This window comes from Roseiarcus fermentans (assembly GCF_003315135.1).
GTDB classification, from domain to species: domain Bacteria; phylum Pseudomonadota; class Alphaproteobacteria; order Rhizobiales; family Beijerinckiaceae; genus Roseiarcus; species Roseiarcus fermentans.
In genome coordinates this window covers 14,814-29,278 of sequence record NZ_QNRK01000011.1, presented here as the reverse complement: position 1 = coordinate 29,278, position 14,465 = coordinate 14,814, and the positions used below count along the sequence as shown (strand labels likewise).

The 14,465-nt window shown below is 68.2% G+C and carries 12 protein-coding genes; 4 read left to right on the top strand and 8 right to left on the bottom strand.

Annotated features, from left to right (window positions below):
• Positions 1–118 precede the first annotated feature (118 nt).
• The 4 genes from DFR50_RS11335 to DFR50_RS11320 form a co-directional block, all read right to left on the bottom strand.
• Positions 119–634, bottom strand: coding sequence for a dihydrofolate reductase (locus DFR50_RS11335; protein ID WP_342634555.1), 516 nt, complete (start codon positions 632–634; stop codon positions 119–121).
• Positions 631–1,422, bottom strand: coding sequence for a thymidylate synthase (locus DFR50_RS11330; protein WP_113889325.1), 792 nt, complete (start codon positions 1,420–1,422; stop codon positions 631–633). The genes DFR50_RS11335 and DFR50_RS11330 overlap by 4 nt, the downstream gene beginning before the upstream one ends.
• A 361-nt stretch (positions 1,423–1,783) precedes the next feature.
• Entirely contained in the window at positions 1,784–2,044 is a 261-nt protein-coding gene (locus DFR50_RS11325) for a BQ00720 family protein (protein WP_245427640.1), read from the bottom strand.
• Positions 2,045–2,092: 48 nt separating this feature from the next.
• Positions 2,093–2,521 (bottom strand): Hsp20 family protein, encoded by a 429-nt coding sequence (locus DFR50_RS11320; RefSeq protein WP_113889323.1) that lies wholly within the window; start codon positions 2,519–2,521, stop codon positions 2,093–2,095.
• A gap of 255 nt (positions 2,522–2,776) precedes the next feature.
• Between DFR50_RS11320 and DFR50_RS11315 the strand changes: the two genes are divergently transcribed.
• Positions 2,777–4,120: an FYDLN acid domain-containing protein gene (locus DFR50_RS11315; RefSeq protein ID WP_147262732.1), complete on the top strand. Its 1,344-nt coding sequence runs from the start codon at positions 2,777–2,779 to the stop codon at positions 4,118–4,120.
• 502 nt (positions 4,121–4,622) lie between these two features.
• Positions 4,623–6,494, top strand: a complete 1,872-nt coding sequence (locus DFR50_RS11305; RefSeq protein ID WP_113889320.1) for a PHA/PHB synthase family protein — start codon at positions 4,623–4,625, stop codon at positions 6,492–6,494.
• Positions 6,495–6,605: 111 nt separating this feature from the next.
• On the opposite strand, the gene DFR50_RS11300 is transcribed toward DFR50_RS11305, so the two are convergent.
• Positions 6,606–7,904, bottom strand: coding sequence for a hypothetical protein (locus DFR50_RS11300; protein ID WP_113889319.1), 1,299 nt, complete (start codon positions 7,902–7,904; stop codon positions 6,606–6,608).
• 407 nt (positions 7,905–8,311) lie between these two features.
• Entirely contained in the window at positions 8,312–9,406 is a 1,095-nt protein-coding gene (locus DFR50_RS11295; protein WP_113889318.1) for a branched-chain amino acid aminotransferase, read from the bottom strand.
• A 220-nt stretch (positions 9,407–9,626) separates the two neighbouring features.
• Between DFR50_RS11295 and DFR50_RS11290 the strand changes: the two genes are divergently transcribed.
• Positions 9,627–10,154, top strand: coding sequence for a DUF1003 domain-containing protein (locus tag DFR50_RS11290; RefSeq protein WP_113889317.1), 528 nt, complete (start codon positions 9,627–9,629; stop codon positions 10,152–10,154).
• A 2-nt stretch (positions 10,155–10,156) separates the two neighbouring features.
• Here the strand turns inward: DFR50_RS11290 and DFR50_RS11285 are convergent, their stop codons facing one another.
• On the bottom strand, positions 10,157–11,959 hold the full coding sequence (locus DFR50_RS11285; RefSeq protein WP_113889316.1) for an AMP-binding protein: 1,803 nt from the start codon (positions 11,957–11,959) through the stop codon (positions 10,157–10,159).
• 387 nt (positions 11,960–12,346) lie between these two features.
• On the opposite strand from DFR50_RS11285, the gene DFR50_RS11280 reads away from it, so the two are divergent.
• Complete coding sequence (locus tag DFR50_RS11280) at positions 12,347–13,024, top strand: glutathione S-transferase family protein (protein WP_210208864.1); 678 nt, start codon at positions 12,347–12,349, stop codon at positions 13,022–13,024.
• Positions 13,025–13,110: 86 nt separating this feature from the next.
• Here DFR50_RS11280 and DFR50_RS33300 read toward each other — a convergent pair whose 3' ends face one another.
• Positions 13,111–14,256 carry a LysR family transcriptional regulator gene (locus DFR50_RS33300; RefSeq protein WP_113889438.1) on the bottom strand — a complete coding sequence of 382 codons (1,146 nt, stop codon included), beginning with the start codon at positions 14,254–14,256 and terminating at the stop codon, positions 13,111–13,113.
• Positions 14,257–14,465 lie beyond the last annotated feature (209 nt).

The following is a 14,465-nucleotide window of genomic DNA, read 5'->3' as shown; positions in this document are numbered from 1 at the left end:
AGTCCAGCGCATCGGATTCGTCTCCTCTCCCCCTCGGCGCGGCCCGGGAGAGGCTTTCTCGCGACGTCTGCGCCCCTGTCGCCGTGCTCGCCGAGCGCGGCGGCGCCGACGCCCCGCGCTATGTCGCCCGCTCGTAATCCACGAAGGCGAAATCCGCCTCGTCATTCGGTCCGCGCACGCCCGGCTCGCGCCGGACCTCGCGCCACAGCGCCGGGTCGACGGCGGGAAAGACCGCGTCGCCATCGGGCGCGAGCGCCACCTCGGTGAGCGCGAGGCGGTCGGCGCGGGAAAGGGTCTGCGCATAGAGTTCGCCGCCGCCGGCGATCACGATCGCGTCCGCGCCCATCGCCGCCGCGCGGGCTTCCGCCAGCGCCAGCGCCGCCTCGAGGCCGTGGGCGACGAGGACGCCGTCGGCCCGGAATCCGGGATCGCGGGTCACGACGATCGTCTCGCGCCCCGGCAACGGCCGCCCGATCGCCTGAAAGGTTTTTCGGCCCATCACCAGCGGCTTGCCGAGGGTGAGCGCCTTGAAGCGTTTGAGGTCGCTCGACAGTCGCCACAGCAGCCGGTTGTCCGCGCCGATCACGCGATTGCGGGCGACCGCTGCGACGATCAGAAGGGGGAGGCGGATCACACCGCCACCGGCGCCTTGATCGCCGGCCAGGGGTCGTAGCCCTCGAAGGAAACGGCGTCGGCGTTCAGGTCGAGGAGCGAGCCGACGTCGCCGAGGACCAGCCTCGGCAGCGGGCGCGGTTGGCGCGAAAGCTGTTCGCGCGCCTGGGCCTCGTGATTGCGGTAGAGATGCGCGTCGCCGAACGTGTGGACGAAGTCGCCGACGCTCAAGGACGTCTCGCGCGCGACGAGGTGGGTGAGGAGGGCGTAGCTCGCGATGTTGAACGGCACGCCGAGGAAAAGGTCGGCCGAGCGCTGGTAGAGCTGGCAGGACAGCTTGCCCTCCGAGACGTAGAACTGGAACAGGCAGTGACAGGGCGGCAGCTTCATCCGCTCGATGTCGGGCACGTTCCAGGCCGAGACGATCAGCCGGCGCGAATTGGGGTTGCGGCGGATCTCATTGAGAAGCCACTCGATTTGATCGTAAGTGCGGCCGTCCGGCCCCTCCCAGGCGCGCCACTGCTTGCCGTAGACCGGCCCGAGGTCGCCATTGGCGTCGGCCCATTCGTCCCAGATCGACACCCCGTGCGCCTTGAGCCAGGCGATGTTGGTGTCGCCGCGCAGGAACCAGATCAGCTCGCGCACGATCGACTTCAGGTGCAGCTTCTTGGTGGTGACGAGCGGGAATCCCGCGTTGAGGTCGAAGCGGATCTGCCGCCCGAACAGCGAGCGCACCCCGGTTCCGGTGCGGTCGCCCCTGACGGCGCCGTTTTCGAGAGCGTCGCGCATGAGATCGAGATAGGCGCGCATGGGGCATTGGGTCTCGTGAAGGACGAACTGCGATTCCTAGCAGATTCGCGCCCCTGCCGCCTCCGGTTCCGAACGAAGTTCACCACCAGGGTGTAACTGCCAACCCCGTCATTGCGAGGAGCGAAGCGACGAAGCAACCCATGCCGCCGCTTGCCTCCTGCGGAAAAAATCGCTCCGTCTTCTGCTCGCAACGAAGGGCGGCGGGACGATCAGAGGGCGCAACAGCGGCCCAGCGGCCCTGGATCGCTTCGCTTCGCTCGCGATGACGGCGCTGTTCGCTGCCGGCTTGGGAGTTACACCAAGGTCACGAAGCGCCACGAAGGCTTCGTGTCTCTTCGTGACCTTTGTGGTCAATCGGCGCTCAGTGCAGGCTGACCGTCTGAAGCTCGTGCTCCCAGGCGTTGGCGAGCGCCGCGTCGCGGGAGTCGGTCAGCATGATCGGCGAGCCGTCGGCGCCGAGGAGGGCGAACAGGCGCATGCCGGGTTTCAGCGCGGGCGCCTGGGGAAACAGCCGCACGACGTCTTCCGAGTTGATCGGCTTGACGTAGGCGAGCGCGCCGTCGCCGAGATGGGCGAATTCGTGCGGCGTCAGCGGGATGGGCTTGTCGGTTGCGTTGTTCATCATTCCCTCCTGTCCGGCGGTTGTCGAAACCCGCCGGCGACGCCGAGGTCAGTCGCGCGCCACGATGTCGATCTTCTTCACGATCCGCTCCGGCTGCGGCCGGACGAGGTCGATCGAAAGCAGGCCCTGGGACAGATCGGCCCCCAGAACCTGCATGCCTTCGGCGAGCAGGAAGCTGCGCTGGAACTGCCGGGCGGCGATGCCGCGGTGCAGGTACTCGCGCGTCTTGTCCTCCTGCTGGCGGCCGCGGATCGTCAGCTGGTTCTCCTCGATCGTGACTTCGATCTGGTCGCGCCCGAACCCCGCCACCGCCAACGTGATTCGCAGCTTCTCGGGCTCGGCCGCCGATGCGGCGACCCGCTCGATGTTGTACGGCGGATAGCCGTCGGCGGACGACTTCGTGACCTTGTCGAGCGCGCGCTCGATGTCGTCGAAGCCGAGCAGGAAGGGCGAACTCAAAGCCGTCACTCGCACCATGGAAGCCCCCTCGAGGCGCTTCACGGACCCTGAGGCCTTCAGGAGGAAGCGCCCCGGCCGCGTCGTCTGTTCTGTCGCCGGCCCGAACCGCGGACCGACCGATGGGGCATATAGGCCCGGGGCGCGGCCGTTCAACCCCGCTCCTGCGACGCGACGGTTCGGCGCATCCCGGCAATTCTGGTAAAAGGCTGCTCTGAAATTCTGAAGCAATCGTTGATTCGCCGCACGGCGTGTCCGAAGCCGCGGGTAGACCCTTTGTCCACGACCAGAATGGCGATCGGCAGGCTCGGGACCAAGCGCCAGTGCCTCGCCTGCGGCGCCAAATTCTACGATCTCGGCCGCAAGCCGCCGACCTGCTCGCGCTGCGGCGCGCGGGTCGAGCCGAAGGCGGCGCCGGCGGCGGCCGCGGCGGTTGCGGCGCCGCCTGCGGCTGGCCGCGCGAAAAAACCGGCCGCGCCGCCTGCGCCCACGCCCGCGCCCACGCCGGCGCGCGAAAAAAGGTCGGGGCGCGAGTGGACGCGCGAGCAAGCCGCGGCGATCGACAGGGTCGGCGCGTGGCTGAAGGCGGGCGAACCGCAGGTCTTCCGCCTGTTCGGCTACGCCGGCGTCGGCAAGACGACGCTCGCCCGCCACGTCGCCGAGGGGGCGGACGGGGAAACGGCCTTCGCCGCCTTCACCGGCAAGGCGGCGATGGTGATGCGCGCGCACGGCTGCGCCGGCGCGACCACCATTCACGCGCTGATCTACCGCGCCGCCGAGGGCGCCGACGGAGCGCCGACCTTCACCATCAACGAGGACGGCGCCGCCTCGCGCGCGAGCCTGATCGTGATCGACGAGTGCTCGATGGTCGACGCCGAACTGGCGCGCGACCTCCTGTCGTTCGGCAAGCCGATTCTGGTGCTCGGCGACCCGTTCCAGCTGCCGCCGGTCAAGGGCGGCGGCTATTTCACCGAAAGCCCGCCGGACGTGATGCTGACCGAGATCCACCGTCAGGCCGAGGACAATCCGATCATCCGACTGAGCCAGATCGTGCGCGCCGGAGGCGACCTGAAGGACGGGGCCTACGGCGAGAGCCGCGTCATCCGCCGCTCGAGCGTCGACGCGGCGCAGGTTCTGGCCGCCGATCAGGTGCTGGTGGGCGTCAACCGGACGCGGCGCGCCTACAACCAGCGCATCCGCGAACTCGAGGGCCTGAAGCAGCCGCTGCCGGCCGCCGGCGACCGGCTCGTCTGCCTGCGCAACGACCGCGCCAAGGGGCTGATCAACGGCTCGCTGTGGCGGGTCGAGGCGCTCGGCGGGGTGGTCAAGGATTTCGTCCGCATGACCGTGCGCGCGGAGGACGACGCGGCGGCGAAATCCGTCAAGGTGGCCGTGCTCAAGGCGTTCTTCGAGGGAACCGAGGGCGAACTCGCCTGGCCGCTGCGGCGGGAATCCGACGAGTTCGACTACGGTTACGCGCTGACCGTGCACAAGGCGCAGGGCTCGCAGTGGGACGACGTGCTGCTGTTCGACGAGAGCTTCGCCTTCCGCGAGCATCGCGCGCGCTGGCTCTACACCGGCCTGACCCGGGCGGCGAAACGGCTGACCATCGTCCGCTGACCCGCGACGGGAGCGCGAAAGGCGACGCGCCGCTTTGACCCTGATCAACGCGCCACACAGTCTTACTTGTACCTTTTCAATCCCAAGTGAGGCTTTACCTCACTGAGGCTTTGGGCGCGCGCGGTGCGCGCCGGGGAACAGGGCCATGACGCCGAACGAGCCAGGGAACGAGTTCAAGATCGATTGGGGGCGCTTCCGGTTCACCGGGCGGGGGACGAGGGCAATCGTCGCGCTTGCTATCATCCGGCTCCCGCCCGTGATCGCGCTCATCGCCGCGCTAGCTGGGGTCGTTCCTCTCTCGAGAGGCGCGTTTCCACGTCGTGTAGACGCGGGCGACTTCCACCTCCAACTCGACCTCGGCCGGGTCGAGGCCCCGCCTGCGTGCGGAAAGTAAGCTCCAGTTGAGGGGGATCAACGCGGAGCCGCGCCTCCCGCGCTAAGCATCGCTCGCCCCGAGACGGGGTTTCGGGCGCGCAAAGCCCGGGCGCCGGGGAACCGAGCCATGGACGACAGACCGACTGACAAGAGCGCCGAGCTCCTTCCGGCGCACGAGCGGACGCAGGCGACCGCGGTCGCTCTCGCTTCCCCGGTGCTTGAGCGCGCCAAGGCGCCGGGCGTCGCGCCGTTTCCCCGGCCGCAGCAGCCCGGCGGCGCCCAGCCCGATTATCGCACCCTGGACCGGATGGCCCGCGCCCTGATGGCGCGCGCCACCCAGGGAATTTCTCCCGACGCGCTCGTCCAGACGGTCGCCGACTGGATGCTGCATTTGGCGCAGGCGCCCGGCAAGCGCGCCGAGCTCGCCCAGACCGCGGCGATGACCGCGGCGCGGCTGGCGATGTGGTATCCCTATTCCGTCGCCGACGGTCGCCACTCGGCGCCCTTCGCGCCGGCGCAGACCGACCACCGCTTCGCCGATCCCGGCTGGTCGCAATGGCCGTTCAACGTGTTCGTCCAGAACTTCCTCGGCGCCGAGGCGTGGTGGGCGGACGCGACCCGTGACGTGCCGGGTCTGGCGCGCGAGCGCGAGGCCGAGGCCGCCTTCATGGCGCGCGCGGCGGTCGATGTCGTGTCGCCGAGCAACATCCCGTGGATGAACCCGGTCAGCATCGCCAAGACAATCAACGAGGGCGGGCAGAACCTCGCGCGCGGCGCGGCCAACTGGCTCGAGGATTTCGACCGCATGCTCGCCGGCCGGCCGCCGGTCGGCGCCGAGAATTTCCAGGTCGGCCGCGACGTGGCGATCACCCCCGGCAAGGTCGTGTTCCGCAACGACCTCATGGAGTTGATCCAGTACGAGCCGACGACGGCCAGGGTGTCGGCCGAGCCGATCCTGATCATCCCGGCCTGGATCATGAAATACTACATCCTCGACCTCGAGCCGAAGACCTCGCTGGCGCGCTGGCTGGTCGAGCGCGGCCACACGGTGTTTATGGTGTCGTGGAAGAACCCGGACGCGCGCGACCGCAACGTCGGCCTCGACGACTACCGCCGCCTCGGCGTCGAGGCCGCGCTCGACGCGGTCTCGGCCATCGTTCCCGACCGAAAGGTCCATACCTGCGGATATTGCCTCGGCGGAACGATCCTCGCGATCGCCGCGGCGACGCTGGCGCGCGACGGCGACGACCGGATCGCGAGCATGACCCTGTTCGCCTCGCAGACGGATTTCGCCGAAGCCGGCGAGATCATGCTGTTCCTCGACGAAGGGCAGATCATGCTGCTCGACGACCTGATGTGGGACCAGGGCTTTCTCGACAGCCGGCAGATGGCCGGCGCCTTCCAGGCGTTGCGCTCGGACGAGCTGATCTGGGGCAAGTGTATCCGTGAATACGTGCTCGGCGAGCGCGACGAGATGTCGGCGCTGATGGCCTGGAACGCCGACCAGACCCGCATGCCCGCGCGCATGCACAGCCAGTACCTGCACGGCCTCTACCTCGAGAACCGCCTCACCTCCGGCCGCTACGCGGTCGACGGGCGCAAGATCGCGCTGCGCGACATCCGCGCGCCGATCTTCGTCGTCGGCATGGCGCGCGACCACATCGCCCCCTGGAAATCGGTCTACAAGATCTGTCTGTTCACCGACACCGACGTCACCTTCACGCTGGCGTCGGGCGGCCACAACGTCGGCATCGTCAACCCGCCGAACGGCAAGCGCAGCTCGTATCAACTCATGACGATGGGACGTAGCGAGCGCTATGTCGAGCCGGACACCTGGGTCGCCGCCGCGCCGTCCTATCAGGGCTCGTGGTGGCCGGCCTGGGAAGCGTGGCTGCGCGCGGCGGGCTCGGGCGACGACGCGCCGCCGCCGCGCATGGGCGCGACCGAGGCCGGCCTGCCGCCGCTCTGCGACGCGCCTGGGAACTACGTGAGAGGGTGAGGGCGGCGGGCGCCGCCGTCAGCCCGGGCGCGCCAGCGCAAGGGCGCGGGAGCGGCGGAAGAGGGCGGAGCGTCGCCGCGAGTCGGCGCCGAAGCGTTCGGGCCGTGTCCGTTAGCGTCCGGACTCGAGCACGCCATAAACCTCCGCGCAGGAAGGGATATGATCGAGTTGCAGCCGCTCCTGCAGCGTTTCGCGCAGAATCAGTCCCAGCGCAAAGAAGCCATGCCCTCCGTCTTCATAGCTATTGACTCTATTCACGTTAATTGAATAATCCTCGATATTCATTCCTATTCGCTCAAGCGCCGACGCCAGATAGTATAATTTGTACGACTCGCGCTCTTCAGGGAGTGCGGAATCGATCAGACGCAGATTGTTGTCGAAATATTCCTGCATCCGGTTCAAATTTCGCTTCATCTGCCCGGCAATGTCCCTTTTGAAGGTTTGCCGCCAAACGTCTGCGTCCGCGACAATCTCCTTCAGGGCGGCGGGGGGCGGTCCGCTCGGTTGACCGCGCAGGCATTCGGTCGCGGCCAGCAGAACCAGTTTTCTGCGGCTGTCCGGCCCCACGCCTGCATCGCGTGCGATCAATTTGGCCGCCTGAATGGAGAACAGCTTCGTCAGCGCGAGGTTGGGCCGGTTCTCCGCCCCCTGCGTCGGCTCGCTTTCGAAGCCTTCGATCGCGAGACCTTGCGGGAGCGGAAGCAACCTGTAGCGGGCGTGCCGGGGTCTGTTGGCGAGATATCGGACAAATCCGTCCTTCTCGCTGTCCGGTCCGGCCAGGTCCGGCGCCGACGACACGCCGGACGGAAGCGACCGCCCCTCGGAATCGAACAGAAAGCGAAACAGCCGATCGTCGGCGCTGCCATAAACGCCCGGCCAGACCGCGAACGGCTCCCAGATCGGCCGTGGATTGATCTCATCGTGACAACTCGTACAGATACGGGGATTTGGTTTCGAGATCAGAAGATTCGCGGTCCGCAATTCGATCTCGTCGGCATCGATCAAATCAGCCGCGTTCTTCGGCTCCTGCGCGAATGAGATGAGCCGAAAAGCGTAGCCTCGAGTGGGAGAGAACGCCATCGCTTCGATCGAGCCGTAGCCGCGGTGCTTCGGATTGCCGTTGAACGTAAGAATGAAGTCGCCCGTGCTTCCGAATACGATCGCCCGGGGATTTTCGTAGTCCGATCCGTGCAGGCTGAGACTACGGTAAACCAGCGTGTGATGAGACAGATACGACGGAAACCGCCGTTGCATGGCCTGAATCGCTTCGGCGATCGAGACCGGCCGTTCTCGCAGCAGGATCTCGCGAAAACTCTCGAAGGTCGGATCAGGCGGTTCGGCGGCCGGCGCGGTCCAGGCGGACCACAGAAGTCCACAAAGAGCCGGGATCGATCGCCATCGAAGAACCAACGCAGTTCTCCAAATCCGAACATGGCGCCTTGACGATGGGCTTCCTTGGAAAGCGTGACGCGCTCCGATCAACGATGGCGTCGGGCCGGGCTGATCGAACGTAAACCCGGACGCGAAACGTGTCCATTTTCAGCTCGTCCATCCCCGGCGCCGCTGGCGGCCGCGTCGGCTTCGGGAGCGGCAAGGCCTGCGGGCCTGCCCAAGCCTGGTCGAGGCCGAATGGACCGAATCCGCGCCTGCTCGCCGCCCGCGGCCGCTTTCTCAGGGTCTCCGCCCGTTCCGGCGGGTCGGCGACGCGCGCCGGGGTCTCGGTCTTCAGCGTCCTGTCTGCGGCGCCTCGCGCGCATCGGCCGCGGCCCCGGACTTCCGCCGGGTCCGCCCCGCGTGGCCTCGGTCAGCGCTCGCGGCTACAGCACCCGCCGCACCCAGCCGTGCGTGTCGGGAACGTCGCCACGCTGGATGCCGACGAGCTTCGCCCGCAAGGCCTCCGCCACCGCGCCGCCGCCGCCGTTGCCGATCACGAAGCCGCCCTCCGCCGCCTTGATCTCGCCGATCGGCGTGACCACCGCGGCGGTGCCGCAGGCGAACGACTCGCGGATCTTGCCGGCCTCAGCGTCGGCCTTCCATTGCGCGAAGCTGAACCGCTCCTCGCGCACGGCGCGGCCTTCCGCCTTCGCCAGCGTGATGATCGCGTCGCGCGTGACGCCCGGCAGAATGGTGCCGCCGAGCGGCGGCGTCTGCAGCGACCCGTCCTCGTACACCAGGAACACGTTCATGCCGCCGAGCTCCTCGACGTATTTGCGCTCCGCGGCGTCGAGGAACACGACCTGATCGCAGCCGTGCTTCATCGCTTCGGCCTGGGCGACGAGGCTGGCGGCGTAGTTGCCGCCGCATTTGGCCGCGCCCGTGCCACCCGGCGCGGCGCGCGTGTAATCGTCCGAGAGCCACACCGTCACGGCCTTCTTGCCGCCCTTGAAATAGGCGCCGACCGGGGAGGCGATCACCACGTACCAGTATTCCGCCGCCGGCCTGACGCCGAGGAACGGCTCGGCCGCGAACATGAAGGGGCGCAGGTAGAGGCTGCCGTCGCCGCCGGGGACCCACGCGACGTCGGCCTCGATCAGTTCCTCGATCGACTTCAGGAACGCGGCCTCCGGCAGCGCCGGCATCGCGAGCCGCTCGGCGGAGGCCTGGAAGCGCCGGGCGTTCTGCTCCGGGCGGAACAGGGCGACGCCGCCGTCGCTCAGGCGGTAGGCCTTGAGCCCCTCGAAAATCTCCTGGGCGTAATGCAGCACGGCGGCGGCCGGGTCGATCAGGAACGGCTCCCGCGGCCGGATCTCGGCGTCGCGCCAGCCCTCGTCCTGCGTCCAGCGAATGGTCGCCATGTGGTCGGTGAACACCCGCCCGAAACCCGGGTCCTCCAGCAGCGTCGCGCGCACGTTCGCCGCGACGGGCGAAGGGTGCTGACGGCGGGTGAAGAAAGGACCGTTCTCGGCGTTCATGGCGCTTTTTTCCTTCATCTCGGTGAACCGGCCGGCGCCGGTTTGCGTTCCCGACTTTCCGCCCTCTTTAGACCCGGGGCGCGCGCGGCGCCACTGGCGCGCGAACGGCGGCGCCGGCCGCGAGAACCGTGAAAATAAATTTGGACCTCCTGGCCGACTCGAACGTTGAACGCAATCTGGCGCGGCTCGCCCCGCCGCCAGCGCGAGGGGCCGAACGCCAATGGACGAACCGAGCGTCCCGCCGCACGTCGAGCAATCGGTGGCGGCGATCGTCGAGCTGCACCGGTCGCATTTCCGCCGGGCGGGTCGGGCGCAGAGGGTCATCTCAACCACGACCGCGGCGGTCGCGAGGCCCGCGACGCTGGCCGTGATCGCCGTCGCCGTGACGGTCTGGGTCGCCCTCAACACGTGGCTGACGGCGACCGGCCGGGTCGCGCCCGACCCGTACCCGTACGCGTTCCTCTCGCTGACCGTTTCGGCGGGGGGCTTCCTGCTCGCCGCGATGATTCTGATCGCACAGCGACACGACGACGAACTCTCGACCCTGCGCGACCAGCTGACCCTCGAACTCGCCATCCTCTCGGAGCAGAAGACCGCCAAGCTGATCGCGCTGCTCGAAGAGCTGCGCCGCAGCGTCCCGGACCTGGAGAATCGTCGCGACGAGATCGCCGAAGCCCTCGCCGAGCCCGCCGATCCGAGCCTGGTTCTCGGCGCGATCGAGGCGGCGCACAGGGAGCCCGGCGCCTGACGTCAGAGGGGGAGCGTGTCGAAACCGAACGGGAACCGCCCCAGCGCCGCGCGCGCGTCCTCGACCAGGGGGGCCGGGACGCGCGCGGTCACGACGAGGACGCCGTCGCGGTGGCCGGCCGAAACCTCGAATGCGGCGCCGCACAGGGCGGCGGCGAGCGCCTCGCCCGCCGCCGCCTCGGCGGCGAGCTCGCGCAGGCGCGGCTTGTAGATTTTGCCGACCGGGGTCATCGGCATGTCGGCGATCGCGACGATCGCGCGCGGGCGGGCCGGCCCCTCGATCACGCCCGCCGCGACGAAGCGCGCCAGTCCTTCCGGGTCGATCGCCGCGCCCGGCGATGGGGTGACGAACAGCATCGGCGTCTCGCCGGCGTAGGCGTCGGGACGCCCGACCGCGGCCGCGAGCCCCACGCCCGGAAAGCGCATCGCGACGTCCTCGATCGCCGTCGGGTCGATGTTGTGGCCGCCGCGGATGATGACGTCCTTGGCGCGTCCCGTGACATAGACCTCGCCGTCGTCGCCGATTCGCCCGAGATCGCCGGAGCGCAGCCAGCCGTCGTGGAAGCTCGCGCCGTGCTGGCGTGGGTCGAGATAGCCGGCGAACATCTGCGGCCCGCGCGCGAGAATTTCGCCGACCGGCGAGGCCCCGCGATGGATCGTGTCGCCCGCGAGCACCGCGACCTCGACCAGCGCGGCGGGCAGCCCGACCGAGCCCGGCCGCTGCGCGCGATCGGAGGGGGTCTGTGTGATCGCGCCGGCGAACTCGGTCATGCCGTAGATCTGGCGCACGCAGTCGCCCGGCCAGACGCGCAGGAACCGGCGCTCGATCTCCGGCGGACAGACGGAGGCGCCGGTGGCGAACAGGCGCAGGCGCGAGCGGTCGCAGCCTTCGGCCGGCGCTTCGGCTGCGGCCGCGAGCCCGGTCGGAACCAGGCCGCCGATGGTGGCGCGCTGCCTGTCGAGGATGCGCCAGTAATTGGCGACGACCTCGGGATTGCGAAATCCTCCGGCGGTCGGGAGGATCATGGTCGCGCCCGCCCCGAGCGCCGACAGGCTCGTGCAGAAGGCGCCGCCGACATGGAACAGCGGCAGCGCGATCACGATGCGATCGTCCGCCCTCACGTCCAGCGCCAGCATCGAAGCGGTCGCGGAGGCGACGATGTTGCGGTGGGTGAGCGGGACGACCTTGGGCGCCCCGGTCGTCCCGCCGGTCGGCAGGAGCGCGGCGACCGCGTCCGGCCTGGCCGTCTCGGGGCGCGCCGGGGGCAAGGCCGGCGCGAGCGGCTCGTCGCCGAAGGCGACCCGCCCGTCCATCGGCAGGATGACGATTGTTTCGAGGCTCGGGGCGAGCGCGCCGAGGTCCGCGACCTTTTCGTAAAGTCCGCCCGGGCTGCCGGGCGGAGGGACGAACACCACCTTCGCGTCAACGGCGGCGAGTTGCGCGGCGATCGCTTCGCGGCTGAACAGCAGGTTGAGCGGCTGGACGACGGCATGGCTCATCGCCGCCCAGGCGGCGATCGAAACGGCCGTGACGTTCGGGGCGAGGATGGCGACCACGTCCTGCGGCCCGACGCCGTTGCGCCGCAACCAGAGCCGGGCCGCTTCGACGAGCCCGAGAAACGCGCCCGCGCGCGTGACGACCGGATCGGGATCGAGGGCGGTTCGCAGGTAGACCAGTGTCTCGTGACCGGGGTCGGGCGAAAGACTGCGCCGGATGAAGCTGCCGACGTCCGGGCAGGCGTCGAGGATGACGCGCGCGCGCGCATCCAGCTCGGCGCGCTCGGCCGGCGTGTAGCCGTAAGCCATGGACGTTTCCCCTTTCGAGTCCGTTGCGCTCACCTAAGCAAGCCGGCGCGGTGGCGGCAAGGCGTAGGAGAAATCGAAGCTCGGAGCGCTCCGTCGGAGGAAGGTCCAACTCGGACTCGAAGCGCACCGTGAGCTCAGCGGGTTCCCGGGCGATCGACGGATGGAGCTGGAAAACCCCTTCATCGGCGTCGATAGGCGTTTCAACGTCAGCCCTCGCTTGCACACAGTCGCCGGAACATTAGCTCCTATCGATCGGATTGATTAGTGAAACCGACGTCGAGGCTGCATGATCGCATTGTCCAGCGCTACTGACACGGCGTGGACTGCCTTGGATTGGGACCAAATATCCAGGGATCGGAACGTACGCAACAACACGGAAAGACAGCAATGCTGACCTTGTACTATCACCCCACTCCGAATTCGACAAAAGTTGCTGTGCTCCTCGAAGAGCTTGAATTGCCATATGAAGTGATCCCAGTCGACATCATGAAAGGCGAGCAGCACGCCGAGGAATTTCGCAAGGTGAACCCAAACGCGAAGGTGCCGGCGATTACCGACGACGGCGTAAACGTGTTCGATTCTCACGCGATTTTGCTCTACCTCGCCGACAAGCATGAAAAGTTTCTACCCCGGCAGCGAGCGGCCCGGGCGGCGACCTTTTCCTGGCTCGAATTTGTCGCCTCGGGCCTGTCGCCATTCTCCGGTCAGGCCGCCCACTTCCTTCACTACGCTCCGGAAGATATTCCTTACGCGAAGAACCGCTACATCCGAGAGGTCGAGCGGCACTACCGCGTCGTTGACGAGCGACTGTCGGAGGCGAAATTCCTCGCGGGCGCCGATTACACCATCGCCGACATCGCTCTGTTCGGTTGGGCGGCCTCCGCAGGTTTCATTTTCGGCGAGAAGGGCCTGGGAGACTACCCCCACGTGGCGCGCTTCGTCGCCGAGATGACCGCGCGGGCCCCCGTCGCTCGCGCCCTGCAACTGAAGTCACGCCATACGTTCAAGGCCGATCTCGACGAACAGGCGCGGCGGGCGATGTTCCCGCAAAACGTCGCCGCGTAGTCGGCGCAATCCGGCCTGTTGGTCGTTCTGACCGACAGCGGCGCCCGCCGAGTGAAAACGCTCGGCGGGCGGACCGCGGCAAAGGCCTACCCCGCGCGTCGCTCTTTGATGGCCTGCACGACCTGCTTGCGCAGCCATGCATGAGCAGGGTCGGACCGCATTCTCGCATGCCAAAACAGTCTCATCTCAAAACGCGCAAGGGCGAGCGGCGGGGGGTAGATCTCGAGCACGGCCTTGAACCGCTCCAGGAACCGGCTCGGCAATGTGCACAGGCAGTCGCTGTTGCTCAAGACGAGCGGCGCCAGAGCGTAGCTCTGAATCGAGATCGTTACCGAGCGTTCACGACCCAGGTCGGCGAGCGCCGCGTCGATCATGCCCTGGAACTGGCCGCCGCGGGTCGAAATCAAGAGATGATCCGCCGAACAGAATTCCTCGAGCGTGATCGGCAGTTTGCCGCGCGGGTGTCCGACCCGCTGGGCGGTCACGAACTGATCTTCGAACAATGTCGTCGAGATCAGGTCATTCGATCCGTCTTCCGCCGTGCCAACGAACAGATCGACCGAACCGGTCTCGAGGTGAGCCGCGATCTTCGCCTTGTCCGGAAACGTGAAAGCAATCTTCGCCCGCGGGGCGGCGCTCTTGATGATCGGAATCAGGTCCGGCGCGAGGATCGCGGCCGGATTGTCGGTCGCAGCAATCCGGAACACACGGGTTGTGGTTTGCGGGTCGAAAATATGGGCGGCGTTGAGGAAGTCGCTCAGCCTGTCGAGGAGCGCCGTCAGCTCGGGCTGAAGCGCGCTCGCGTGGGGCGTCGGCGTCATTCCGCGACCGGAGGCCGCCGGAATGAACAAGGGATCGTTGAGGAGCTGGCGAAGACGCGTCAGCCGCGCCGAGAGGGCCGACTGCGTGATGTTGAGTCGCGTCGCCGCATGGGTGACGTTCTGGTCCCTCAAGAGGGCGTCCAGCGCCAGCAGCAGCCCCGTATCAAAGTCGGCGAACGTTTGCGCCAAAGGATGCCTCTGCCCGATTGCGGAAGGATGCGCCCCAATTGAGCGGCGATCGCTGGGCGGGCGACGTCGCGCTTCCGGCTTAGCGCGCGGCAGCCCTCGCCGCCACCTCTGCGCATAGGCCGCAAGCCCGGGGACGTCCCATGCCCGCGCCGAGCCAAGGTTCGGCGGCGCATGCGGCTCGCCCCAAAGCGCGAGCGTCGCCGCGCCCGAGGCCGGGGCCATGAGGATCGTCCGCCCCGGCGTCAGCGCGGCGGGCAGGCCGGAAAAGGCCGGCGTCCGGTCGAATCCGCCCCTCGGCGATGATGTCGCCCGGGGCGTCGGGGCGCTCCAGCGCTGGGCGGTCATGAGCGCGCAATTGAGCGTCGCCAGCGGGCCAACAGGGGGGCGACGACCGACGTCACGGCGGGACGCGCTCGAACCGGACAGGAAAT

Bases quoted from the DNA above. Each gene is read 5' to 3' on its own strand.
- DFR50_RS11330 (WP_113889325.1), bottom strand. From the start codon at position 1,422: ATGCGCGCCTATCTCGATCTCATGCGCGACGCTCTCGAAAACGGCGCC.
- DFR50_RS11325 (WP_245427640.1), bottom strand. From the start codon at position 2,044: ATGAACAACGCAACCGACAAGCCCATCCCGCTGACGCCGCACGAATTC.
- DFR50_RS11285 (WP_113889316.1), bottom strand. From the start codon at position 11,959: ATGGCTTACGGCTACACGCCGGCCGAGCGCGCCGAGCTGGATGCGCGC.
- DFR50_RS11280 (WP_210208864.1), top strand. From the start codon at position 12,347: ATGCTGACCTTGTACTATCACCCCACTCCGAATTCGACAAAAGTTGCT.
- DFR50_RS11320 (WP_113889323.1), bottom strand. From the start codon at position 2,521: ATGGTGCGAGTGACGGCTTTGAGTTCGCCCTTCCTGCTCGGCTTCGAC.
- DFR50_RS11295 (WP_113889318.1), bottom strand. From the start codon at position 9,406: ATGAACGCCGAGAACGGTCCTTTCTTCACCCGCCGTCAGCACCCTTCG.
- DFR50_RS11290 (WP_113889317.1), top strand. From the start codon at position 9,627: ATGGACGAACCGAGCGTCCCGCCGCACGTCGAGCAATCGGTGGCGGCG.
- DFR50_RS11305 (WP_113889320.1), top strand. From the start codon at position 4,623: ATGGACGACAGACCGACTGACAAGAGCGCCGAGCTCCTTCCGGCGCAC.
- DFR50_RS33300 (WP_113889438.1), bottom strand. From the start codon at position 14,256: ATGGCCCCGGCCTCGGGCGCGGCGACGCTCGCGCTTTGGGGCGAGCCG.